This window comes from Sphingopyxis solisilvae, from assembly GCF_015475875.1.
Classification (GTDB): domain Bacteria; phylum Pseudomonadota; class Alphaproteobacteria; order Sphingomonadales; family Sphingomonadaceae; genus Sphingopyxis; species Sphingopyxis solisilvae.
Genome location: NZ_JADKYM010000005.1, coordinates 73,281 through 97,181 on the forward strand (window position 1 = coordinate 73,281; position 23,901 = coordinate 97,181).

Consider the following 23,901-nt stretch of genomic DNA (forward strand, 5'->3'; position numbering starts at 1 on the left):
AGAGGGACGCTGGATGACCGACAACGCCGCCGTGGCCGCCGTGCCGCAAAAAGGGTTTCTGGGCTGGATCGAACGCGTCGGCAATCGCTTGCCCGACCCCGTGGTGTTGTTCCTGTGGCTGGTCGGCATTCTGGTCGTCATCTCGGTGATCGCGTCGGCGGCGGGCTGGTCGGCGCTGCACCCGACCGAGACCGATCCCGAAACCGGGCGGCAAAAGGTGATTGCGGCGACCAGCCTGCTCAGCCCCGAAAATATCGCGCGGCTGTGGGTCGATATGCCGACGACCTTCACCCATTTTCACCCGCTCGGCTATGTCCTTGTCGTCATGCTCGGGGCGGGCGTCGCCGAACGCACCGGGCTGTTCGGTACCGCGATGCGCGCCAGCGTGCGCGGCGCGTCGCCGACGCTGCTCACCCCGATCGTCGCGCTGGTCGCGATGATGGGCAATCTGGCCGCCGATGCCGCCTATGTCGTGCTGATCCCGCTCGCCGCGGTGATCTATCACGCCGCCGGTCGCCATCCGGTCGCGGGCATTGCCGCGTCCTTCGCCGGGGTTTCGGGCGGCTTTTCGGCGAACCTCCTGCCCGGCCAGCTCGATGCCCTGCTGTTCGGCATCACCCAGGCCGCGGTCGAAACGGTGTTCGGCACGTGGCAGCCGAATATCGCCGGCAACTGGTATTTTATCGCCGCGATGCTGTTCATCTTCCTGCCCGTGATCTGGTACGTCACCGACCGCATCATCGAACCGCGCCTCGGCACCTACGTCCCCGCGGGAGCAGCTGCCACGGGCGATGCGGGCGAGCGCGACCGCGCGCTGACCGATGCCGAGCGCAAGGGGCTGCGCCATGCCGGGCTTGCCATGCTGTTCGTGGTCGCACTGTGGGCGTTCTTCACCCTCGGCCCAGGCACGCCGCTGATCGACGAGGCTGGTCCGCCCGAGGCGCGACTGTCGCCCTTTTACCGTTCGCTCGTCGCCGGATTTTTCCTGCTCTTCCTGCTCGCCGGCTGGGCCTATGGCCGCGCTACCGGCGTCATCGGCAACCACCGCGATCTGGTGAAGATGATGAGCGATTCGATGGGCGACATGGCTTATTATCTTGTCCTCGCCTTTGCCGCGGCGCATTTCGTCGCGATGTTCGCCTGGTCGAACCTGGGGCTGATCCTCGCCGTGCATGGCGCCGATGGCCTCCGCGCCGCCGACCTTCCCGCGCCGGTCCTGCTCGCTGCAATCGTCCTGCTTACCGCTGCGCTCAACCTGTTCATCGGGTCGGCGAGCGCCAAATGGGCGCTGCTCGCGCCGGTGCTGGTGCCGATGCTGATGCTGCTGGGGATCAGCGCCGAAATGACGACCGCTGCCTATCGCGTCGGCGACGGGGCGACCAACATCATCACCCCGCTGATGGTCTATTTCCCGCTGATCCTGATCTTTTGCCAGCGCTGGCAACCGAATTTCGGGCTGGGCAGCCTCGCCGCGACGATGCTCCCCTATTCGATCGGCATGTTGATCAGCGGGATCGTCCTGCTGATGGGCTGGGTCGCGCTCGACCTGCCGCTCGGGCCGGGGGCCGGCGTCCATATCCCGATCCCGACCACCGCGCCATGACGCCGGGCAGGGCTGCCGATTGCGGCGGGCTTGCTTGACACGTTTGGGCGCCCCTCCCATGCTGCGCAGCAAAAGTGCAGCATGAAATAGCAAGGGAGGGCTGCCATGCGGCTGATGCCGGTGACCGACGCGATGTTCCTGTGGGGGGAAAGCCGCGAGATGCCGATGCACATCGGCGGCATCAACCTTTATACGCTGCCCGAAGGCGTTGACGAGACCGACTGGCTCAACGAACAGCTGACGTTGCTCCGCCAGTCCGAAGGGCTCCGGCGGCCGTTCAGCGAAGTGCTGAAGCTCACCCCCTTTGGCCAGTACGGCCCGATCCGCCTCCAGCCCGACCGCGACATCGACATGCACTATCATGTTCGCGCCGCGGCGCTGCCCAAGCCGGGGCGCTATCGCGAGATGTTCGAACTCGCCTCGCGCCTCCACTCGGGGCTGCTCGACCGCACGCGGCCCTTGTGGGAAATCACGCTGATTTCGGGGCTGCCCAACCGGCAGATCGCAACCTTCAAGAAAATCCATCACGCGCTGATGGACGGCGCCGCGAGCATCCATTTCTACAACTCGATGCTCTCGCCCGATCCCGAAGAGCGCCGCACCGCGTCGCCGCTGTCGGTCGAGGCTTACGAAGCGTACAAGCGCAAGTTCCCTGCCCCCAAAAAACCGCCGCGCCCCGACCTGACCGATATCAAGGCGATCGGCGATTTCCTCAAGGAACAATGGGGCAACAGCGTCGGCGTGACCAAGGCGATGAACCAATATCTCGCTGCGATGTTCGGTATCGGCGGTGACGGGCTGGTCACCCCCTTCACCCGCGTGCCGCGCACCAGCTTCAACCGCAACATCACCGGCGCGCGACGCTTCGTCGCGCAAAGCTGGTCGCTCGAGCGCGTCCGCGCGATGGGCAAGGCCTATGACGGGACGATCAACGACGCGGTGCTCGGCATGTGCGCGGGCGCGATGCGCAAATATCTGCAATCGCTGAACGAACTGCCCGACAAGCCGCTGAAAGCGATGGCGCCGGTGTCGATCCGGCCCAAGGACGACGTCGATTCGGGCAATTCGGTCGCGTCGGTGACCGCGAATTTGGCGACGCATATCGACGATCCGGCGGCGCGCATGGCGGCGATCCAGGAATCGATGAACTCGGCCAAGGCGCAGCTGCGCGCGATGACCGCGCAGCAGATCCAGCTTTACACCGCGATCACCAGCTTCCCGATGATGCTCACCGCGCTGACGCGCACCGCCGACAAATTTCCGGCCTATTCGGCGACGATCTCGAACGTCCCCGGTCCGCGCGAGCAGATGTACTGGAACGGTGCGCGCCTCGACGGCATGTATCCCGCGAGCATCCCGGTCGACGGCATGGCGATGAACATCACCCAGGTGTCGAACTTCAAGAATATCGACTTTGGCATCACCGCCTGCCGCCGCAGCGTCCCCCATGCGCAGCGGATGATCGACTATCTGGAGGATGCACTGGTCGAACTGGAGGACGCGGCGGGGATCAAGCGCTGACGGCGCGGTAGTACGCCCGGTACATCTTGGCCTTTTACACCCTCGCCCACCCGGCCTAAACAGCCTGCGCGGCTGATCGGGAGGGGAAACGCCATGCTGGGCAAATTCGACGCACTGGACCGGCTCGTCCAGCTGCTGCTGCTGATCGCCGCACTCGGCGCGATCGCCAATGGCGGGTTCATGCTCTTCGATCCGCTTGCCTGGTATGTCTTCATTCCGACCGTCATCACCACCGGACCGCCGAACGCGCATTTTATCCGCGACATCGGGCTTGCCTATGCCGGGTCGGGGCTGATCCTGCTCTACGCCGCCGGACATCCGATCCTGCGCTGGCGCGCCGCTGTCGTCGGCGGGCTGTGGCTGACCTTGCACGGTTTGCTGCATATCTATGAAGTGATCGCGGGCATCTGCGGCCCCGCGACCTTCTGGGCCGACGCGCCCGGGGTGCTCGGCCACCCCTTGCTCGTCATCGTGGCGCTGACCATCCTGTTCGCGCGCCAGCGGATCGCCCCCGCGGGCATCCCGGCGCGCCTGTTCGCCCGGGCCGCCAACAAAGCGACCGGCGGCAACAGCCCCTATCTGCCCGACCTCGTCGCCGCGCCGGGCCACGCGGCCGAAAAGTTCCAGCATTTCATGCCCGTCACCGCGCACCGCCACGCCGCCCCCGCCGACGCCTTCCACGCTGCGCGGATCGGCGCGACGCTCGCCGCCGATTGCGGCCCCTGCGCGCTGATCGCCGCCGAGAGCGCACGCGGCGACGGCGTCGATCGCGCCACCGTCAACCGCCTGCTCGCCGGCGACCCGCCCGCCGACCTTGCCGAAGCCTTCGCCTTCGGCGCCGCGGTCGGCGCCCACGACCCCGCCGCCGACGCGCATGGCGCGCAGGTCGAAATGCTCTACGGGCGCACCATACGCTTCGAAATGGCACTGACCGCCGCGACCGTCACCGCCTATCCGGCGCTCAAACGCGGCCTTGGCTTCGCCAACAGCTGCGCGCTCCACAAGCTCGAGGTTTGACAGCAACGGCAGAGCGCGACACATCGCGCCGATGACCATCGCAATCCGCCCCGCCACATCCGCCGATCTGCCGCTGATCGCGCAGTTCATCCGCGATCTCGCCGAATATGAAAAGCTCGCGCACGAAGTTCGCTTCGACGAAACCAGGCTTGGCGAAAAGCTGTTCGGTCCGCGGCCTTATGCCGAAGTCGTGATCGGTGAAATCGAGAGCACGCCGCAAGGCTTCGCGCTCTTCTTCCACAATTTCTCGACCTTCGAGGGACGCCCCGGCCTCTATCTGGAGGATCTGTTCGTGCGCCCCGCCGCGCGCGGATCGGGACTCGGCAAGGCGCTGCTCGCGCATCTTGCCCGGCTATGTGTGGACCGCGACTGCGCGCGGCTCGAATGGAGCGTGCTCGACTGGAACGCCCCGGCGATCGGCTTTTACCAGAGCCTCGGCGCCAGGCTAATGGACGAATGGACGGTCATGCGCGTCGACGGTGACGCGCTGACCGATCTGGCCGCTGCCTGACGTATAAAAAGGACAGCAATTTCAGCCCCGCCTGCGCGCCATTTGCTACTTCCCCCCAATCATGCTCTCCTGCCCCCGGGCCGCACCGGGCTCGCATGTTTGCGAGCGAGTCGTTCCTCCTCAACGGAGGCCGACGACAACAGGGGAAAGACCATGCACAGCAAGTTGTATGCCGCTTCGGCGGCCCTTTTCGTGATGGCCATGGCGCCGCTTGCCAGCGCCCAGATGCCGACCTTGTCGGCGGAACAAAGTGAAGCGTGGAAGATCGTCCAGCAGAGCTGGGTCGACGACGTCGCGCAGAATGGCAAATGGCCCGCCGAATATGCCGATCCGCAGATGGTGGTGTGGTCGGCCGAATTCGCCGCGCCGCGCGGCAAGGATTCGGCGGTGCGCTGGACCAAGTTCCAGAACACGCAGGGCAAGGTGATCCAATATGAACTGAGCCCGCAGTCGATCTCGCTCAGCGGCGACACCGCAGTCGTGACCTATGCGCTGACCATCGTCAGCCAGCGCGGTACCGACAAACCCGAATGGGGCAAGGAAGCGATTGTGGAAACGCTGGTGCGCACCGCCACCGGCTGGAAATTCCTGTCCTCAACCAGCTTCGCGCTCGGCAAATAGGGGATTGCGGCGGCTACGCCCGCAAGAGCGTAGCCGCCGTCAGCCGCACTTCAGCGCTTGCGCGCGAACCAGACCAGAAATATCCCGACCACCATCGTCACGATGCCGTTGCGCGTCCACACCGTGTCGCCCAGCATGAAGCTGCTCGCCGGCCAGCGCACAATGTCCAGCCCTTGTAGCGCCCACAGGCCGCCAACCAGGATCATCGCGACCCCCACGATCGCCAGAACGCCCTTCAATGCACCCATGCTGCCCTCCCTATCGGCGCTGCAATCCGATCAGCGGTCGCAGCCAGCCGATGCTGCGCCCGATCCGATAGAAAAGCCAGCATCCTGTCACTGTCGCCGCGAGCAGAATCAGGAACGATGGCAGCGCCGTGACATTGGCGCCGAGCAGACACCAGCCGACAACAACGATGATCGTCTGGTGAATGATGTAGAATGGGAACACCGCCTCGGCGAGCATCGCGCGCTTTGGATGGTCGCGGTTCCAATATCGGTCGGCGATCCCCAGCAGCGCGACGATCGTCGCCCATCCCTGCACTTGCCGCGCGACATGGAACATCGTCACCGCCCAATCGGGCGCCCTGGTGTCGCCGGGCCATGTCCATTCGACCCAGCCGATCGGCATAAAGGCAATGACCGCCAGGACGGCGGCCGCTTGCCAGCAGCGCGCCACGGCCGCAAACAGCTCCGGCCGCACCCGCAGCAGCCAGCCGACTCCGAACGCCATCAGATAATGAAGGTGCGACGGCCCGTCGTCGAACAGCGCATGCGTCTCGTCATGCTCGGGGAAGGCCAAGTAGATCGCGATCCACAGCAGCATCGGGACGATGAGCAGACCCCATCCGCGCAGCAGCCGCGCTGCACCGTCCGAAATCCGCGCCCGGGCCGGTGCAGGGACAACCGCAATCACCAGCGCCGCCAGCATCGTGTAAACCCACAGATACACGACGAACCACAGATGCTGCCAGGTCGGCAGCGCGATGCCGTCGATGAACTGGAAACCGAAATAATCGTGTAGCCAGAAATGCAGGAAGCCATGCGGATAGCCATGCTGCCCCGCCAGATCGATCCACGGCTGCGGCGGAATGATGACGATCACCGCAAAAATCAGCGGGATCAGCAACCGCGTGCTTCGCGACCGCGCGAACGCACCGCTACCGCCCAGCTTGGCGAACAGGGCGGCGCTCGCATAACCCGAGACGAAGAAAAGCAAAGCCAGCCGCCAGCCATTCGTCGCGAGCATCGGGATCGCCACCCAATCGAGCGGCTGCGCGATCTTCACATGCCAGCCCCACGGCACGAAATACATGCCGATATGATAGAGGATCAGCAGCGTAAATGCCCCGATCCGCAGCCAGTCCATGCCGTAATGGCGCGTGGAATTCATGCGCTGCCTCCCCATCCCGTCATTGCGAGCGCAGCGAAGCAATCCAGAGTGGTTTACGCGGGCTCCGGATTGCTTCGCTGCGCTCGCAATGACGAGGTTATTTGAGCACCCGCCACGCCAGCTCGGCAAACTCGCACAACAAAGGCCGCGTATCCCTTGGATCGATAATATCCTCGACCCCGAACTTCTCCGCCGTCCGGAACGGAGAGCGCACGCGGTTCAATCGCGCGCGGATCGCCTCCAGATGCGCCGCCGGGTCCGCCGCCGCCTCCAGCTCGCTCTTGTACGCGACCTCGACCCCGCCCTCGATCGGCAGGCTGCCCCAGTCGCCCGACGGCCAGGCGAAGCGATACTGGAAGCGCTCGGCATTCGACATCGCGCTGCCCGCGATGCCATAGGCGCGCCGCACCACCACCGACGCCAGCGGCACCGTCGCGCGGTAGATAGCGTTCATCGCCTGCACCCCGTAACGGATCGTCCCCGTCCGCTCGGCCTCGCCGCCGATCATGAAGCCCGGATTGTCGACCAGATGAACGATCGGCAGGCGGAACTGGTCGGCGAGCTTGACGAAGCGCTCGGCCTTCTCGCTCGTCTTCGCATCCCACGATCCGCCCAGATAGGAGGGATCGCTCGCCAGCACCGCGACCGGCCAGCCGTCGAGCCGCGCGAACGCCGTAATGACGGCGCGACCCCAACGCGCGCCCATCTCGAAAAAACTGCCCTGGTCGAACACCGCGTCGGCGATCCGCCGCATCGCATAGACCTGCTTCGCCTCGCGCGGCACCGCCGACAGCAGCGACTCCTCGCGCCGATCGACCGGATCGCTGCATTCGGTGCGGAGCGCCAGGTCATGGATGGACGACGGCAGATAGGAGAGGAAGCGCCGCGCTGCCGCAAACGCCTCGGCCTCGCTTGCGACCTCGTCGTCGACGACGCCGTTGCGCGTATGCACGTCGCTCCCGCCCAGCTCCTCGCGGTCCAATGTGTCGCCGATCGCCGCCGCGACCGCCGGCCCCGCCGCGAACAGCTGCGACAGCCCGCGCACCATCACGCTGTAATGGCTCGCCACCACCCGCGCCGCGCCCAGCCCGGCGGTCGGCCCCAGCGCGAGCGCCACCACCGGCACGGTATCCAGATTGGCGATAATCTCATGCCACCCCGGCACATGCGGAATATAGGTGTAGCCCATATCCTCCAGCGTTTTGACCGACCCGCCCCCGCCGGTGCCGTCGATCATGCGGATCAGCGGCAGGCGATATTCATGCGCCATCGCCTCGCACTGCACGAACTTGCGGTGCAGCGCAGCATCGGCCGCGCCGCCGCGCACGGTGAAATCGTCGGCCGAGGCAACGACCGGCCGCCCGTCGATATTCGCGCGGCCAAAGATGAAATTCGACGCCGCCAGATCCTCCAGTTCGCCATCGGCGCCATATTTGCCGCGCCCCGCGATCTTGCCGATCTCGCGAAAACTGCCCGCATCCACGATGCCCGCAAGCCGCGCCCGCGCGTCCATCTTGCCGCGCCCATGCTGGCGCGCGACCTTTTCCGCACCGCCCATCTTCTCAGCCATCGCGCGGCGCGCCGCGAGTTCCTCGGTCTCTTTTTTCCAGCTCATAGCGCGAAAGCTAACTGACGTTGACGGAAACGTCATGCAAAACCTTGCCCGCCTCTACCCCGCTGCTATCGTTCTCCGATGACCCGCAAATTCTTCGCCGCCCTCACTGCTTCGCTGCTCCTTACGACGCCTGCGCTGGCCGGGGACGGCACCACCCCGCGCACCCTCCCCGGCGTCGAAGACGCATATAAAAGCGACGCTTTCAACGCCGACCCAATGCCCGCGATCGACGCCGCGCTCGCTGCCGCCAAGCAATCGGGCAAGCCCGTCCTCCTCGTCATGGGTACCGGCGGCTGCCATGACAGCGCCTGGTTCGCCAACCTCCTCGCTACCGACCGTTTCGCCCCGGTCCGCGATCGCTACGAGATCGTCTATGCCGACATCGGGATGCCGCATGTGCGCGGTTTGGGCCGCAATCCCGAGGTCGCCAAACGCTTCCGCTTCAAGATCAAAGGCACCCCAACCATCGCCGTGCTCGGCGCCGACGGCCATGTGCTCAATCGCAAAGCCGCGCCCAAATGGCGCAACGCCGCCAGCCGCAGCGACGACGACATCTATAACGAACTGATGAACTAGGGAGAGCGACATGGCCGACATGAACCTGGCAGGGCGCGTCGCGCTCGTGACCGGCGCCTCGCGCGGGATCGGGCGCGGCATCGCGATTGGGCTGGCCGAAGCGGGTGCCGACGTCGCGGTCAATTATACCCGCGGCGAACAGGAGGCCGTCGAAACCGTCGCCGCGATCACCGCCTTGGGCGGCAAGGCAAAAGCCTATCAGGCGTCGGTCACCGACGAAGCCGCCTGCGCCGCGATGGTCGCCGCGGTCGAAGCCGATTTCGGACCGATGTCGATTTTGGTCAACAACGCCGGCATCGCCAGCCGCGGCCGGTCGGTCGCCGACACCAGCCCCGAAGAAGTCGACAAACTCTTCGCCGTCCACGCCGGTGGCCCGCACCGCCTGTCGCGCCTCGCGCTGCCGCAACTGCGCACCCATGCGCGCAGCGACATCATCATCATTTCCAGCATCGCGACCTATGTGAACTCGCCGAACGGCGCTCCCTACACGATGGCCAAGGCGGCGGGCGAAGCCTTTGCCCTGACGCTCGCCAAGGAGGAATTGGCAAACGGCGTGCGCGTCAACATCGTCGCCCCCGCGCTCACCGTCAGCGACATGGGCGAAAAACTCTCGCGGGCCATCACCGGCAACGACGACATCCACCACCTCGCCGGAAAAATGCCCTTCGGCCGCGTCGCCGTCCCCGCCGACGTCGCCGCCGCGGTCGTATGGTTCGTCAGCGACGCGAACAGCTATTGTTCGGGGCAAAAGCTCAATATCGACGGCGCGGGGCAAGCGACATTTCGGTAGGGCCAACCCCTCTCCCCTTGAGGGAGAGGGTTGCGAAGACTTGGCAGCTCGCTGCCTAGTCGAAGCTGGGTGAGGGGTATGCGAGCCAACGGCTCGCGCGAAGCCCCGCTTCGCTCACCCTCATCCAACTTCGCCTAACCGCTTCGCGGTAAGGCTCCATATCCTTCTCCCCCAAGGGGAGAAGGCAAGGTACAGCCCCTCCCATGCGCCCCGATTCGCCCTCGCCCGTCATCCCCTTCCTGATCGCCTGCGCGGGCATCGCGACCTTTTCGGCGATGGACGTGCTGATGAAGGGGCTGTCGATCGACATCGGCGCCTATAACGCGGTGCTGTGGCGCACCGGCGCGGGAACGATTCTCAGCGGCGCCATTTATTTCGCCAGCCGCCCTGCGATGCCCGATCGGACGACGCTGCGCATCCACGCGATCCGCTCGCTGTTCGTCGCGGGCATGGCGGTCAGCTTTTTCTGGGCGCTCGCGCGGCTGCCGATGGCGGAGGCGATCGCCATCGCCTTCATCGCCCCGCTCGTCACCCTCTACATGGCCGCCATTTTCCTTGGCGAGAAGATCGGCCCACGCTCGATCATCGCGTCGGCCCTCGGTCTTGCCGGAGTATTCGTCATCGTCGCGGGCAAGCTTGGCCGGGGCGATTATGCGCCCGAAGCCTTGTGGGCGGTCGGCGCGGTCGTCGGCTCGGCGCTGCTTTACGCCTATAACCTCATCCTCGCGCGGCGGCAGGCCAAGATGGCCGAACCGATGGAGATCGCCTTTTTCCAGAACGGCTTTGTCGCGCTGATCCTGGCGCTTGGCGCTCCCTGGTTCCTCGCGGTTCCGGGCAGCGGCCAGGTGTTGCCAATCGTCGGCGCCGCCTTCCTCGCGGTCACCTCGCTGCTGCTGCTCAGCTGGGCCTACGCCCGCGCCGAGGCGCAAATCCTGGCGACCACCGAATATACCGGTTTCCTGTGGGCGATGCTGTTCGGCTGGATGTTCTTCGACGAAGCGGTGACCTGGCCGACGATCGCCGGCGCGGCGTTGATCGTGATCGGCTGCCTGATCGTGGCGCGCAAGACGCCGCAGCTCGACCCGATCGAGCCAGCGGCGGCGTAATCTTCTCCCCGCCCATTTGTGGGAGGGGTCGGGGGAGGGCATCTCACGGCGAGAGTTGCCGAAACAGGCCCTCCCCTAACCCCTCCCGCAAGCGGGAGGGGGATTTAAACCGCAGCGCGCGCAAGCCGATCGTTGATCGCCGCACCCAATCCATCGGCCGGAATCGCCGCTACGGCAATTCGCGTCTTCACGCTCGCCGCCCCGGCGTGCAGCGCATCGAACAGGCGCGCCGCCGCTTCGGTCAAATCGCCCGCTTCGCTCAGGCTATAGTCACCCGCAAGAGCGCCAAATCCGATCCCGAACTCGTCATCCGCAAAATCCACCGCGCCCAGTCGCACCGGCTTGCCCGGCGCATAATGGCTCGCCAGCATCCCCGGCGCGACGATCTCCGATCCCGTCACGCCCATCACCGGCAGCCCGGTCGCGTCGGCTAGCATATCGGCAGTCACCGGCCCCGGTCGCAGCACCTCCACCGCGCCGTCCCGTACCCGCACAATCGTCGATTCCACCCCCGCCATCGTCGGCCCATCGTCGATCACCAGCGCGATCCGACCGTCCAGCGTCGCCAGCACATGGCTTGCCCTTGTCGGGCTCACGCCACCGCTCGCATTGGCGCTCGGCGCCGCGAGCGGGGCGCCGGTCGCGGTCAGCAAGGCCTGCATCGCGCGATGCCCCGGCACCCGCAGCGCGATCGTACCCAGCCCCGCGGTCGCGATGCTCGCCACCGGGCAGTCCGCGCTGCGCGGCACCACCAAGGTCAGCGGCCCAGGCCAGAAGCGCACCGCCAGCGCGCGTTCGACCGCGCCGAACACCCCCAGTTGCTCGGCCGCCGCCAGGTTCGCCACATGCACAATCAGCGGGTTGAAATCGGGCCGCCCCTTCGCCGCATAGATGCGCGCCACCGCTTGCGGGTTTCGCGCGTCCGCCGCCAGCCCGTACACCGTCTCGGTCGGCACCGCGACCGGCTGCCCGGCCGCGATCAGCACCGCCGCCTCGGCGGTGGCTGCGCTATCGAACGCGCGAACAAATGTGGACTTGGAGCCTTCGGCCATGCCGCGCTATAGCGCCCGCGCAACGATATTCACCAGCAAAGTACTTAGCCCATGACCTACACGCCGCCCACCACCGAACAGCTCTTCGTCCTCGATCATATCGCGCGCATCGACGCGATGGCGCAGCACGAGCGGTTCGCCGCCGCGACCCCCGACATGGTCGAGGCGATCGTCAATGGCATCGGCGAGTTCGCCGCCGAGGTCTATGCGCCGCTCAACCGCGTCGGCGATGTTCAGAACCCCAAGTGGGAAGACGGCAAGGTCACCATGCCCCCGGGCTTCAAGGAAGCCTATCAGGCGTTCGTCGACGCCGGCTGGGGCAGCATCGACGGCCCCGAAGAATATGGCGGGCAAGGCCTGCCCTTCACGCTCGCCACCGTGGTGATCGAAGCGCTCGGCAGCGCGGACATGGGCTTTACCCTGTGCAACATCCTGACCCCCGGCGCGATCCACGCGCTGATGGCCTATGGCACCGAGGCGCAGCGGCAGACGTGGCTCCCCAAGCTGGTGTCGGGCGAATGGAACGGCACGATGAACCTGACCGAACCCGCCGCGGGCAGCGACGTCGGCGCGCTGCGCTCGACCGCGGAGAAGGTCACCGACGGTCCGAATGCCGGACTCTACAGGGTCAAGGGCCAGAAAATCTTCATCACCTTCGGCGAGCATGACCTCACCGACAATATCGTCCACCTCGTCCTCGCGCGCACCCCCGGCGCGCCCGAGGGGACGCGCGGCATTTCGCTCTTCCTCGTCCCCAAATATCGCCTCGACGCAGCGGGCAATCCAACGATCAGCAACGGCGTCCATTGCGCTTCGATCGAGCACAAGCTCGGTATCCACGGCTCGCCCACCGCCGTCATGGTCTATGGCGAGGGCGAGGATTGCCTCGGCGAAATCGTCGGTGCGGAAATGGGCGGGATGCGCGCCATGTTCGTGATGATGAACAACGCACGCCTGATGGTCGGTTGTCAGGGTGTCCAGATCGCCGAACGCGCGACGCAGCAAGCGCAGCGCTTCGCCGCCGAACGCGTCCAGTCGGCGCTCGCAGGCTCGCCCGACCGTACCCCGGTAACGATCGACCGGCACCCCGACGTCCGCCGGATGCTGTGGCGGATGCGCGCGCAAACCGAAGCGGCGCGCGCGCTGACCTATTACGCGGCGGCGCAGATCGATTTCGGCAAGCTCGGCGACGAAGCCGCCGCGATGCGCGCCGAAATCTTGATCCCGCTGGTCAAGGCGCACGCGACGGACATCGGCTGCGAGGTCGCGAGCCTGGGCATTCAGGTTCATGGCGGCATGGGTTTCATCGAGGAAACCGGCGCCGCGCAGCATTATCGCGACGCGCGCATCGCGCCGATCTATGAAGGCACCAACGGCATCCAGGCGGCGGACCTTGTGGGCCGCAAGCTCGGCATGGCGGGCGGCGACCTTGTCCGCGGCCTGATCGACGACATCGCGCACGGCGCCGCCGATTTCCCCGAACTCCAGCAGCTTGTCGATGCGTGCCGCGCGGTCACCGACTGGATGGTCGGCGCGAACACCGCCGACCGGCTGGCAGGCAGCTACCCCTATCTGACCATGCTCGCGACCGCGACCTGCGGCTGGCTGATGGCGATCGAGCACCAGGCCGCGCGCGCCGCGCTCGATGCGGGCAGCGGCGACCGCGCCTTCCTCGAAACCAAGATCGCCTCGACGCGGTTCTACCTGCAACAGATTGTCCCCGCGGCAACCGGCCTCGCCGCGTCGGCACTGGCGGGGGACGCTGCGCTCGAACCACTGCCGAAATTCGCCTGACACCGGAGGATTTAGGCGGCTTTTCGGCCTGTCGAGGGCAGCAAGAATTTGTTCATGATTAACGCGATGATAACCATCTGACACTAAGCACGACCAGCAATTGCTGGAGACGTGCGTGCCCATTCCGGTCGGAGGCTTGATAATCAGTTGGCGAACCATGGCGCTATCGCTGTTGGTGGCGCTTGCTGTCGGCGTCTCGTCAGCAGGCGAAGTTGCCGATCGCGTTCTCGATGCCTTGGTTGGTCGCTTAGCGACCCGACCGGTCACCGGCGAGATAGTGGTGGTTGCGCTTGACGAACGGACGATGGCGCAGTCGCCAAATCGCAACTTTTCGATGACCCAATATGCGAGCGTCGTCAATGCCGTGAACCAAGCAGGCGCCAAACGCTTGCTGATAGACTTCTACTTTGACCGTCGAGAGTCGGATCGAGATTTCCCCGTGTTTGCAAACGCGGTGAATGATATGGGAAGCCGTGCGGTGCTGGCGGTTTCAACGCGACAAGTACCCGGAAGCGACGAGAAGATTTCTACCTTCCCCAGCAAGCAATTCGGCCCGGACGTCCGCCTCGCGAGCATCGCGATCGAAAGCGAGTTCTGGCAGGTATGGAGCGCTCCCATCGCTTATCGTGCCGACGGGCAGTTGCTCCCGTCGTTCGCAGCCATCATAGCTGACCAGTATAGCGATACGCCGAAGAGCTTTCGCCTAGATCTTACCTACGACACTCGGACAATTCCGACTTATAGTGCGGCTGATGTGCTGTCAGGACAGGTCGCCAAGTCCGAATTGGCTGGCAAGGACGTGATCTTCGCTCCAACCGCACCCAGCTTTCAGGACTACTTCTACTTGCCGGGGCACAATCGAATTCCGGGCGGTTTTCTTCACGTCGTGGCCGCTGAAACGCTCAAGCGTGGCAGCCCATTGGACATTGGTTGGATCCCTCCTTTTGTCTTTGCCGTCGCAGCAATGAGTTTGGCTCTGCGACCGCGTTTTCAGCAGGCGTTCGTTACGATTGCACTCGCTACAACCGCCATTCTCATCGGCGGCAAAATAATCCTTGGAACAATGCTTGTTACCTCATGGATAGGTGCTGCACTCGTCTATACTGCGGCGATCGCTGCTAACGTATCTCGCAGCCGCCGTCGTAACTCGGCACAGCGCGAGAACCCTGTGTCGGGCCTACCCAATTTCGAAGCGCTACGGAACCAGCCCCCGTTCGGTAGCGCCACCGTTGTGGCGGCAAAGGTCGTCAATTTTGAAGATCTCGCCGCCTTCATCCCGGGAGACGGGATCGGCAAGCTGGTCGAACAGGTGACGCGCCGACTCCAGCTCGCGGCGCAAGGGACGGCGCTGCATCATGATCTGGACGGCACCTTCGCCTGGCTCGTCCCCTATTACCAACACAGCCAGATCGAGGGCCAGCTTGCCGGACTTGCGGCGCTGTTCAACGCCCCGCTGACGATCGGGGAATTGCGGATCGACGTCGCGATCGCCTTCGGGGTCAACGACGAATTCGAAGGGTCGAATGCGCAGCGTCTTGCCGCTGCGCTCGTCGCCGCCGAACGCGCGATCCGCACCCGCGCGCTGTGGACAAAATATGTCCCGCGGCAAAAGGACGACGCCGGCTGGCAGCTTTCCTTCCATTCGCAGCTCGAAGATGCGCTGACCGGCGGCGACATCTGGGTCGCGTTCCAGCCGCAATTTGCGCTCGCGACCGGCCAGCTGGTCGGGGTCGAGGCGCTGGCGCGCTGGACGCACCCGACGCGCGGCCCGATTCCCCCCGACGAGTTCATCGTCCAGGCCGAAAAGAGCCAGGATATCTATCGCCTCACCTTGTTTGTCATGGACCAGGCGATCCGTTCGGCGGCGCAGCTGCACGAACGCGGCCACCGCATCAACATGTCGGTCAACCTGTCGGCGGCGCTGCTCGACCATAGCGACCTCGTCGGCACGATTCGCGTCATGCTCTCGGCGCATCATTTGCCGCCCGACGCGCTGACGATCGAGATTACTGAAACGGCGCAGATCGAAAACAGCCGCCAGGCACGCCAGACGCTCGCGCAGCTTCGCCGCACCGGCATCCGGCTGTCGATCGACGATTATGGCACGGGACAGTCGAACCTCGAATATCTGACCGAGATCGAGGCCGACGAGATCAAGATCGACAAACGATTCGTCATGACCATGCGCGATTCGCAGCGGAACCTGGAAATCGTCAAATCTACCATCGACCTGGCACATCGTCTGGGCGCTGTTGCCGTAGCCGAAGGGATCGAAGACGCGGCCACCGTTGCGCTGCTCGGCGAACTCGGTTGCGACGTCGGCCAAGGCTATCACCTTGGCAAACCGCAATTATTTACCGAACTCGCCGCCATGCTGTCGGCGCCCCCGCAAAACCGCACCGCATAGCTGCCAGAATGGCAGCGTTGCTATGGTTAAGACTCGATTTACCTTACCAAAGATGGTATATGCTCCGTTAACTGTTCCTCGTGGGCAGTGTGAACAGGAGACAAGTCATGGGTTGGTTTTGGCGATTCCTGGGCGGCACCGGTACGGACAGTGCTGGCGGTCAGGCCTGAGTAGGAACATCAGTTTTCAATAAGAGAGGGCTTCGGCGATGCCGGAGCCCTTTCTTTTTGTCTGCGATCCGCACTCCGGCCGACGGTCGGTATCGCCGCACGACGCCCCCGACGCCCCCATCGCTGCAACCTGTGGTGGTCTCCGCCGCGCGGTGTGATCGACCCGCGCGCTGCCGGTCGCTGCGCGGCGGCAAATTTTCTTCCGATCGCTGTGGCCCACGCCTCCCGCGCGCAATCGCGCGGAAACACTGGCGATCCGGCGATACACGCCGTCCCGGCAGCGACGAGCCGAATCAAATTATCGACGAACCGAGTCCCTAATCTGTCATTTACCGTCTTGCATCGTCGCGCCGACGTGGCACTATAGATGGTGGGTAGACCGAGGGGGCACCCCTAGAATTAGTGTTTGGCCGAAAATGGCGGATTTCCGTCGCCCCGACGACATGGGCGCGGAAAACTGCTTCGTGCGGCCAAAATAAGTGCCCGCTCGGACGATTTGAATGCTAGGATCGGGGCTTCGTCCCGAGTCGAACAAGACAAGAACATGTGCGCCGCGGCGCAATGGCAAACAGGGGCGAGTGCAATGGATTTTCGCGAGACGGAACGGGTGGAGACGAGCGACGTGGCGACGGTGGAACTGACGAAGAATGACGCGCCGACGGCGAGCGAATCGAAGGGCGAATCGCCGCCCGCGGAAGCTCCCGCGGCCAAGCTCAACGACGGCAGCGAGCCCAAGGTCCACGCGCGCCGCTTCGCCATCGTCACCGACAAAAGCCGCGACGCGCTGCTCACCGATTTCGGCAAGGAAACGCTCGAGGACCGTTACCTCCTCCCCGGCGAATCGTACCAGGATCTCTTCGCGCGCGTTGCCGACGCCTATGCCGACGATCAGGACCACGCCCAGCGGCTCTACGACTATATCTCGAAGCTCTGGTTCATGCCCGCGACCCCCGTGCTGTCGAACGGCGGCACCGGCCGCGGCCTGCCGATCAGCTGCTATCTCAATTCGGTCGACGACAGCCTCGAGGGGATCGTCGGCACGTGGAACGAGAATGTCTGGCTCGCCAGCCGCGGCGGCGGCATCGGTACCTATTGGGGCGCGGTGCGCGGCATCGGCGAGCCCGTCGGCCTCAACGGCAAGACCAGCGGCATCATTCCCTTCGTCCGCGTGATGGACTCGCTCACTCTCGCGATCTCGCAGGGCAGCCTGCGCCGCGGCTCGGCCGCCTGCTATCTCGACATCTCGCACCCCGAGATCGAGGAGTTCCTCGAGGTCCGCAAACCGTCGGGCGACTTCAACCGCAAGGCGCTCAACCTCCACCACGGCGTGCTGATCACCGACGAGTTCATGGAGGCCGTTCGCGACGGCAAGGAATTCGACCTCCGTTCGCCCAAGGACAACAGCGTCCGCGGCACCGTCGACGCACGCTCGCTGTTCCAGAAGCTCGTCGAAACGCGCCTCGCGACCGGCGAGCCCTACATCATCTTCATCGACCAGGTGAACCGCATGATGCCCAAGCATCACCGCGACCTGGGGCTGAAGGTCACCACGTCGAACCTCTGCTCCGAAATCACCCTGCCCACCGGCCGCGACCATCTCGGCAACGATCGCACCGCGGTCTGCTGCCTCTCGAGCCTCAACCTCGAAACCTGGGACGAGTGGAACGGCGACAAGCGTTTCATCGAGGATGTGATGCGCATGCTCGATAATGTCCTGCAGGACTATATCGACCGCGCCCCGCCCGAAATGGCGCGCGCCAAATATAGCGCCAGCCGCGAACGCTCGGTCGGCCTCGGCGTCATGGGCTTCCACAGCTTCCTGCAGGCGCGCGGCCTGCCGTTCGAGGGGGCGATGGCGAAATCGTCGAACCTCCGCATCTTCAAGCATATCCGTGCGCAGGTCGACGCGGCGTCGATGCTGCTCGCCAACGAACGCGGCCCCTGCCCCGACGCCGCCGATCAGGGGGTGATGGAGCGTTTCAGCTGCAAGATGGCGATCGCGCCGACCGCGTCGATCAGCATCATCTGCGGCGGGACCAGCGCGTGCATCGAGCCGATCCCGGCGAACATCTACACGCACAAGACGCTTTCGGGCAGCTTCTCGATCCGCAACCCGCATCTGGAAGCGCTGCTCGTCGACAAGGCGAAGAACAGCGATGCGGTGTGGAACTCGATCCTTGAACGCGGCGGCAGCGTCCAGCACCTCGACTTCCTGACGCAGGACGAAAAGGACTGCTTCAAGACCAGCTTCGAGATCGACCAGCGCTGGCTGCTCGAACTCGCCGCCGACCGCACGCCGTACATCGACCAGGCCGCGAGCCTGAACCTGTTCATCCCGGCGGACGTCGAGAAATGGGACCTGCTGATGCTCCACTATCGCGCGTGGGAACTCGGCATCAAATCGCTCTATTATCTCCGCTCGAAATCGGTCCAGCGCGCCGGTTTCGCAGGCGGGGTCGAAGCCGACAACACGCCCGAAGCGCCGAAGTTCGAGCTGCAGACCACCGATTATGACGAGTGTCTGGCTTGTCAGTAAAGAGTTTCCTCGCCGACACTTTTGGCATCACGCAATTGCGGGAAAGCCATGAGGCACTCGGCGCGGGAAAGTTCTGGACACTGATGGGCGCCACGCTGGCCTATCTCGTGATCGGCATCGCGCTGATGGTATCGGCCGTATGGCCGGGCGATTGCGATCACTCAGGTCGTCGGCTCACAGGGTTGGTGAAGAAATATAACTGCAGCCCCGATCTGCTTTCCGGGGGCACAGTCGAAATAGGTTTATTTGTCTGGCTATGGTCGATGCCGACGATCGTTGTCGTCGCGGTGGCCTGGTCTTGGATTCATCACTTTCGGCGCAAGCGCGCCCGAACGACGCAGTGGAGTAAGTAGATGCCCCTTCTAGAAGCCCGCAAGACCTACAAGCCCTTTGAATATCCCTGGGCGTTCGATTTCTGGAAGCGCCAGCAGCAGATCCACTGGGTGCCCGAGGAAGTGCCGCTGGGCGAGGATTGCCGCGACTGGGCGCAAAAGATCAGCGACCATGAACGCAACCTGCTCACCCAGATTTTCCGCTTCTTCACCCAGGCCGATATCGAGGTGCAGGATTGCTACCACGAAAAATACGGCAGCGTGTTCAAGCCGACCGAAATCAAGATGATGCTGACCGCGTTCAGCAACATGGAGACCGTCCATATCGCGGCGTACAGCCACCTGCTCGACACGATCGGCATGCCCGAAAGCGAATATGGCATGTTCCTCGAATATGACGAGATGCGCGCCAAGCACGACTATATGGGCACCTTCGGGGTCGAGAATGACGAGGATATCGCGCGCACCCTCGCGATGTTCGGCGGCTTTACCGAGGGGCTTCAGCTCTTCGCCAGCTTCGCGATGCTGATGAACTTCCCGCGCTTCAACAAGATGAAGGGCATGGGCCAGATCGTCAGCTGGTCGATCCGCGACGAAAGCCTGCATTGCGAAGGCATCATCAAGCTGTTCCACACCTTCACCAAGGAACGCGGCTGCCTGACCAAGGCGGTGAAGGAAGACATCATCGACACCTGCCAGAAAACGGTGCGGCTCGAGGATGCGTTCATCGACCTGGCGTTCGAACAGGGCGCGGTCCCCGGCATGACGCCCAAGGAGATCAAGCGCTACATCCGCTACATCGCCGACTGGCGCCTGGGCCAGCTGGGGTTCCAGCCGATCTACATGATCGACGAACACCCGCTCCCGTGGCTCGCCCCGCTCCTGAACGGCGTCGAGCACGCCAACTTCTTCGAAACCCGCGCCACCGAGTACAGCAAGGGCGCGACGCGCGGCGACTGGAACACCGTGTGGTCCAGCTTCGACAACCGCAAGAAGGCCAAGGCAAACGACGACGGCGCCGCGGCCCCGGTCGCCGAAAGTGACGGCGAGGACATGTTCGCCAAAGCGGGGATTGCCGCGGAGTAAGCCAAGCACAACCCCATCCCGCAAGCGGGAGCGGCAGCGAGCCCCGGACCTGATCCGGGGCGCAGCGGGGTGGGCAGGAAGGAAAGCACATTGCCCAAAGTCTTCGACTGGAACGGCTATCGCTTCCATTTCTATTCGGACGAGGGCGATCCGCGCGAGCCCGTGCATGTCCATGTGACCCGCGGCCGCGACACCGCCAAATTCTGGCTATGGCCTGACGTCAATGTCGCCTATAACCGCGGCTTCTCGCCCCACACGCTGCGGCTTTTGAGCAACGTGATCCTGGAGCGGCGCAACCAGATTGAAAGGGCGTGGAATGAGCATTTCTCCTGAACCCATCGCCGTTCGTTTTGACGACGACAGTTTCTGGGTGGATCTGGAGGACGGCCGCACCCTCGGCATTCCACTCGCCTGGTTCCCGCGCCTCCTCCACGCCACCCCCGCCCAACGCGAAGCGGTATCGCTCAGCCGCGCCGGCCTGCATTGGGAAGACATCGACGAAGACATCTCCATCGCCGGCCTGATCGCAGGCCGCGGCGACCAGACCCGCAACCGGAAAGAAGCCGCATGACAGCATCGCAGCGCTCAAAGCCTGAACTGGCGCCCGACTGGACGGGGCCGCGCATCGACTTCGCCCGCTTTTCATCCGACCTCGCCGCGCGCCGCGCCGCGCTCGGCAATCCGGAACTGCCGCGTAAAGCAGGAAAAAACCGCACCAGCAGCAAAAAGGCGCTGCTCAAAGCCATCGACGCCGCGGGCGGGAAATGGTGAAATCTACCCGGTGCATCCAATTGCGCCACGGCAAATCAACAGGATCACGAAAAACAAAATGACCGAAGAGAAAAAACAAAAACTCCTGATCCTCAGCCAGCCGCAGCGCGCCTGTCTGGAGGGCCTGTCGAACCGCCGCCCCCAACTCCCCACCGATCCCGTGCGCGATGAACTCGTGACGCTGGGGCTGGTGGTGCAACAGGGCGCCAAATGGGCGCTGACCCCGCAGGGCAAGAAGGTGCTGGCGGCGAGCTCGAACCGGCGGAATGCTGGGGGGTTTTCGGTTTGAGATAGCTAGCTTTATTAGAATAAAACACTAAGCGAGAACGCTCCTAGTGGAGTACAGTAATGAGCGAGCAGCTAAGTTTCGATCAGATATCCCCACGACTTCCTACGCGATATGAAGATCTGGACGAAGTCTTTCGGGGCAGCTTGCGTCCCAATCAAGATCTCATTACGTTAATAAATTCGGCGTTCAAATCGATACGGATAACGGGCGGGATAACGTCCCAGATTCGAATAACATTGACGAAACATGCTCGCTTCGCTGGTTTCATAGAAAGGCAGTAGATTCTAAATTCTCTATGTGGAACTACGGTAACAAAGTTATGGTGACAGGTACGATAATTCGCAATTTGCTAGCTTGATCGGCGACTCATGGGTGCGGGATCAAGTCCGGCATGACGATCGGGAGAAAAGTGTCCAATCCGACCCAATCTTCGTCACCCGCGGATGAGACCCGTGGCTCGTCTGCCTTGATCCGGGGTCCATCGCAACCCTAGCCTCCACCCCATGCACGCCGACTTTCAGCCCTGCGTCTATATCACCGCCAGCGCGCCCTACGGCACGCTCTACACCGGCGTTACCTCGCACCTGATCCAGCGCATCTGCCAGCATCGGGACGGCAGTTTCGACGGCTTCACCAAAGGCTAAGGCGTCAAAACGCTCGTCTGGTTCGAACTCGCCGGGACGATGCACGCCGCGATCACGCGCGAGAAGCAGATCAAGAATTGGCAGCGCAAGTGGAAGATCGAGCTGATCGAGGCGGCGAACCCCGATTGGCGCGATCTGGCCGAGGAATTGGGGTTGCCGCCGTTGGGTAGGTGACGTCGGCACCCGCACCTACCCGCGTCATCCCGCACACCCATCATTCGTCATGCCGGACTTGATCCGGCATCCAATCCAGCGGCGCCGCATGGACCCCGGATCAAGTCCGGGGTGACGACTAAAGCACGGTCCTTCTCCTTCGCGCCTTTGCGTCTTTGTGTGAGATCAAAATCGCCAGCATCCGGTCCAAACACCCCGCGCCATGTCGCACAAGGCGCCCAAATCCTCTTTCAAGCCCCCCGCCCCAAAAACCGCTTTCCTACCTCTTTTCGCCGTGCCACCCTCGCGGGCCTCGCTCTTTGACCCGTCCGAACCCCCTGCCCCACCGCGCGCCAAAAATCGCGGTCGCGTTCGACCTTTGCGATGTTTCGCGCGGCCGCGGCGATGGATGACCTTGGCGATCTTTGCGCCCATCGCCGGCCACTAACCCCTTGTTTCCGGGGTCGATGCGGTGACAAGTTTGACAACTTCCGGCGCCGCCGCCCGCTCAGTTCAGCGCCGACCCCGCCGGAAACCCGCGCACCCCGGCGACCGCGAACATCACCCCGCCGCGCACCGCCTCGGGCGTGTCGGCCAGCAGATACAGCTTCACCAGCTCGCGCGTCACCTCGCTGTCGTCGTCGACCACCAGCCGCAGCGACGCAAGGCCCAGCTCGCCCTTGGCCACCACCACCTCGCGGATCAACGCCAGCGGCCAACGCTCGCCGCCGCCGCGATACAGCATCGCCCCGTCGTGCCAGATATAGGCGTCGCGCCAGCGCCACGCGCGGTGAAAGGCGGCGAGGCCGACCAGCGCGGCCAGCATCATGCCGCTGACCAGCAGATTGCCGAACAGCACCGCGCGCAGCATCGCCCCCGCGCCGTCGTCCCACAGCGGCATCGCCTGCCGCAGCATCAGCGCCGCGGCGGCGAGCGCGCACAGCAATTGCCCCGCCAGCAACGGCTTGGCCTTCAGCCGGCCCAGCACCACCCTTCGCGATCCCACAGGCTTCATCGCCCCGCCCATAGCAGCCTTGCCGCCGGGCGCCAGTCGCTATGGCGGCGCGGCCTATCGGCAGCGCGGGTGCGTGCCGATGTCGCGGATGTCGTAAACGCGGCCGTCGGCGACCGTCATCTGGACGCATTGGCGGCTCGCGCGGCGGTTCCACACGCTATACGCAGTGTTGCCCGATTTGAAGCTGTCGACATTGCTGAATCCGCGGCTGCGCATCGCATCGTCGGCGCTCGACGCGCGCGCGCCGTTCAGGTCCATAAACTGCCCGACGTCGGCATAACCGCCGCCGCCATAATGATGGCCCAGGTTCGAACTGCGCTCGTTCACCCCGGCCTGATAGCCACTCGAATAGGCGTCGGAGCGGCCGTAATTATGATAGGGCGCGTTATACAGGCCGTCGCGGTATCCGCGGTCGAACTCGCCCGTGCCCTGCGCGTCATATTCCTTGTCCTTGTGATGCTTCTTGCTGGCCAGCGCGGCGATCAGCGCGATCCCGGCGACCGCCGCAACCGCAGCCCCGGCATTGTCGCCGCCGCCGCCCTGGTTGCAATCGGACTTCGACGCGGTTTCGATCGACTGATATTTGCCGTCCCACGTCGCCACATGCGCGCATTGCTTGCTGTCGCGGTTCCACCAATAGCTGTGCTTGCGGTCATATTCGCTGTGCGTTTCGATATGGGTATAGCCGCGCATTTCCAGCTGCGTTTCGCCGCTCGACCCGCGCGCGCCGACCAGATCCTGCAACCCCGGCGCCTGTTTCGCCAGCACCGGCGTCGCCAGCAGCGACGCGGCCGTCAGCGCTGCGACCAACTTCATCACATAATGCGTCATGATCTATCCCCTGTTGCGATGGCATTGGGGGGATGGCGCGGCGCTTCGCGCCTGTCGCACAGCCCGAAC

General features: G+C 64.3%; 25 protein-coding genes and 1 pseudogene. 20 read left to right on the forward strand and 6 right to left on the reverse strand.

From position 1 onward, the window contains the following. The first annotated feature begins 13 nt into the window (after positions 1-13). The 5 genes from IR187_RS05225 to IR187_RS05245 all read left to right on the forward strand — a co-directional run bounded on the left by IR187_RS05225 (position 14) and on the right by IR187_RS05245 (position 5,273). The gene (locus IR187_RS05225) at positions 14-1,603 is read left to right on the forward strand and encodes an AbgT family transporter (protein ID WP_194953652.1); all 1,590 of its coding nucleotides are present in this window, start codon (positions 14-16) and stop codon (positions 1,601-1,603) included. Between the two features lie 105 nt (positions 1,604-1,708). Continuing rightward, positions 1,709-3,124 carry a WS/DGAT/MGAT family O-acyltransferase gene (locus tag IR187_RS05230; protein ID WP_194953653.1) on the forward strand — a complete coding sequence of 472 codons (1,416 nt, stop codon included), beginning with the start codon at positions 1,709-1,711 and terminating at the stop codon, positions 3,122-3,124. 93 nt (positions 3,125-3,217) lie between these two features. Then, positions 3,218-4,141 carry a hypothetical protein gene (locus IR187_RS05235; protein ID WP_194953654.1) on the forward strand — a complete coding sequence of 308 codons (924 nt, stop codon included), beginning with the start codon at positions 3,218-3,220 and terminating at the stop codon, positions 4,139-4,141. A gap of 31 nt (positions 4,142-4,172) precedes the next feature. After that, a complete protein-coding gene (locus tag IR187_RS05240; RefSeq protein ID WP_194953655.1) occupies positions 4,173-4,652 on the forward strand; it encodes a GNAT family N-acetyltransferase in 480 nt (159 codons plus the stop codon). 153 nt (positions 4,653-4,805) lie between these two features. Further along, on the forward strand, positions 4,806-5,273 hold the full coding sequence (locus IR187_RS05245) for a nuclear transport factor 2 family protein (protein WP_194953656.1): 468 nt from the start codon (positions 4,806-4,808) through the stop codon (positions 5,271-5,273). A 50-nt stretch (positions 5,274-5,323) separates the two neighbouring features. On the opposite strand, the gene IR187_RS05250 is transcribed toward IR187_RS05245, so the two are convergent. From IR187_RS05250 to IR187_RS05260, 3 genes are all read right to left on the reverse strand, one after another. Further along, complete coding sequence (locus tag IR187_RS05250; protein WP_194953657.1) at positions 5,324-5,521, reverse strand: hypothetical protein; 198 nt, start codon at positions 5,519-5,521, stop codon at positions 5,324-5,326. A 10-nt stretch (positions 5,522-5,531) separates the two neighbouring features. After that, the gene (locus IR187_RS05255; RefSeq protein ID WP_194953658.1) at positions 5,532-6,665 is read right to left on the reverse strand and encodes an acyltransferase family protein; all 1,134 of its coding nucleotides are present in this window, start codon (positions 6,663-6,665) and stop codon (positions 5,532-5,534) included. A 97-nt stretch (positions 6,666-6,762) separates the two neighbouring features. Continuing rightward, a complete protein-coding gene (locus IR187_RS05260) occupies positions 6,763-8,280 on the reverse strand; it encodes an acyl-CoA carboxylase subunit beta (protein ID WP_194953659.1) in 1,518 nt (505 codons plus the stop codon). 78 nt (positions 8,281-8,358) lie between these two features. On the opposite strand from IR187_RS05260, the gene IR187_RS05265 reads away from it, so the two are divergent. The 3 genes from IR187_RS05265 to IR187_RS05275 all read left to right on the forward strand — a co-directional run bounded on the left by IR187_RS05265 (position 8,359) and on the right by IR187_RS05275 (position 10,752). After that, positions 8,359-8,856, forward strand: coding sequence for a thioredoxin family protein (locus tag IR187_RS05265; RefSeq protein ID WP_194953660.1), 498 nt, complete (start codon positions 8,359-8,361; stop codon positions 8,854-8,856). Positions 8,857-8,866: 10 nt separating this feature from the next. Continuing rightward, on the forward strand, positions 8,867-9,646 hold the full coding sequence (locus IR187_RS05270) for an SDR family NAD(P)-dependent oxidoreductase (RefSeq protein WP_194953661.1): 780 nt from the start codon (positions 8,867-8,869) through the stop codon (positions 9,644-9,646). A 203-nt stretch (positions 9,647-9,849) separates the two neighbouring features. Beyond that, complete coding sequence (locus IR187_RS05275) at positions 9,850-10,752, forward strand: DMT family transporter (RefSeq protein WP_194953662.1); 903 nt, start codon at positions 9,850-9,852, stop codon at positions 10,750-10,752. Between the two features lie 104 nt (positions 10,753-10,856). Here IR187_RS05275 and IR187_RS05280 read toward each other — a convergent pair whose 3' ends face one another. Next, entirely contained in the window at positions 10,857-11,804 is a 948-nt protein-coding gene (locus tag IR187_RS05280; protein ID WP_194953663.1) for an L-threonylcarbamoyladenylate synthase, read from the reverse strand. Between the two features lie 51 nt (positions 11,805-11,855). Here IR187_RS05280 and IR187_RS05285 point away from each other — a divergent pair, with 51 nt between their 5' ends. The 12 genes and pseudogenes from IR187_RS05285 to IR187_RS17140 all read left to right on the forward strand — a co-directional run bounded on the left by IR187_RS05285 (position 11,856) and on the right by IR187_RS17140 (position 22,007). Continuing rightward, the gene (locus IR187_RS05285) at positions 11,856-13,598 is read left to right on the forward strand and encodes an acyl-CoA dehydrogenase (protein ID WP_194953664.1); all 1,743 of its coding nucleotides are present in this window, start codon (positions 11,856-11,858) and stop codon (positions 13,596-13,598) included. A 157-nt stretch (positions 13,599-13,755) separates the two neighbouring features. Continuing rightward, positions 13,756-14,496: pseudogene (locus IR187_RS17075) on the forward strand (CHASE2 domain-containing protein); the annotation flags it as partial. A gap of 270 nt (positions 14,497-14,766) precedes the next feature. Continuing rightward, positions 14,767-16,005 carry an EAL domain-containing protein gene (locus IR187_RS17080; protein WP_324187649.1) on the forward strand — a complete coding sequence of 413 codons (1,239 nt, stop codon included), beginning with the start codon at positions 14,767-14,769 and terminating at the stop codon, positions 16,003-16,005. 753 nt (positions 16,006-16,758) lie between these two features. After that, entirely contained in the window at positions 16,759-18,711 is a 1,953-nt protein-coding gene (locus IR187_RS05295) for a ribonucleoside-diphosphate reductase subunit alpha (protein WP_194953666.1), read from the forward strand. Continuing rightward, positions 18,702-19,064, forward strand: coding sequence for a hypothetical protein (locus IR187_RS05300; RefSeq protein ID WP_194953667.1), 363 nt, complete (start codon positions 18,702-18,704; stop codon positions 19,062-19,064). The genes IR187_RS05295 and IR187_RS05300 overlap by 10 nt, the downstream gene beginning before the upstream one ends. Next, positions 19,065-20,129 (forward strand): ribonucleotide-diphosphate reductase subunit beta, encoded by a 1,065-nt coding sequence (locus IR187_RS05305; protein WP_194953668.1) that lies wholly within the window; start codon positions 19,065-19,067, stop codon positions 20,127-20,129. It abuts the gene before it with no gap. Positions 20,130-20,219: 90 nt separating this feature from the next. Then, positions 20,220-20,462, forward strand: a complete 243-nt coding sequence (locus tag IR187_RS05310) for a DUF4160 domain-containing protein (RefSeq protein WP_194953669.1) — start codon at positions 20,220-20,222, stop codon at positions 20,460-20,462. After that, complete coding sequence (locus tag IR187_RS05315; RefSeq protein ID WP_194953670.1) at positions 20,446-20,700, forward strand: DUF2442 domain-containing protein; 255 nt, start codon at positions 20,446-20,448, stop codon at positions 20,698-20,700. The genes IR187_RS05310 and IR187_RS05315 overlap by 17 nt, the downstream gene beginning before the upstream one ends. Then, positions 20,697-20,900: a hypothetical protein gene (locus IR187_RS05320; protein WP_194953766.1), complete on the forward strand. Its 204-nt coding sequence runs from the start codon at positions 20,697-20,699 to the stop codon at positions 20,898-20,900. Before IR187_RS05315 ends, IR187_RS05320 begins: the two co-directional genes overlap by 4 nt. A gap of 58 nt (positions 20,901-20,958) precedes the next feature. After that, positions 20,959-21,189, forward strand: a complete 231-nt coding sequence (locus IR187_RS05325; protein ID WP_194953671.1) for a hypothetical protein — start codon at positions 20,959-20,961, stop codon at positions 21,187-21,189. A gap of 503 nt (positions 21,190-21,692) precedes the next feature. Further along, positions 21,693-21,833 carry a GIY-YIG nuclease family protein gene (locus tag IR187_RS17135; RefSeq protein ID WP_407699073.1) on the forward strand — a complete coding sequence of 47 codons (141 nt, stop codon included), beginning with the start codon at positions 21,693-21,695 and terminating at the stop codon, positions 21,831-21,833. Positions 21,834-21,872: 39 nt separating this feature from the next. Next, positions 21,873-22,007, forward strand: a complete 135-nt coding sequence (locus tag IR187_RS17140) for a GIY-YIG nuclease family protein (RefSeq protein ID WP_407699074.1) — start codon at positions 21,873-21,875, stop codon at positions 22,005-22,007. A gap of 487 nt (positions 22,008-22,494) precedes the next feature. On the opposite strand, the gene IR187_RS05335 is transcribed toward IR187_RS17140, so the two are convergent. Both IR187_RS05335 and IR187_RS05340 read right to left on the reverse strand, forming a co-directional pair. After that, on the reverse strand, positions 22,495-23,001 hold the full coding sequence (locus tag IR187_RS05335; protein ID WP_228765566.1) for a hypothetical protein: 507 nt from the start codon (positions 22,999-23,001) through the stop codon (positions 22,495-22,497). 54 nt (positions 23,002-23,055) lie between these two features. Continuing rightward, entirely contained in the window at positions 23,056-23,832 is a 777-nt protein-coding gene (locus IR187_RS05340) for a hypothetical protein (protein WP_228765567.1), read from the reverse strand. Between the last annotated feature and the right edge of the window lie 69 nt (positions 23,833-23,901).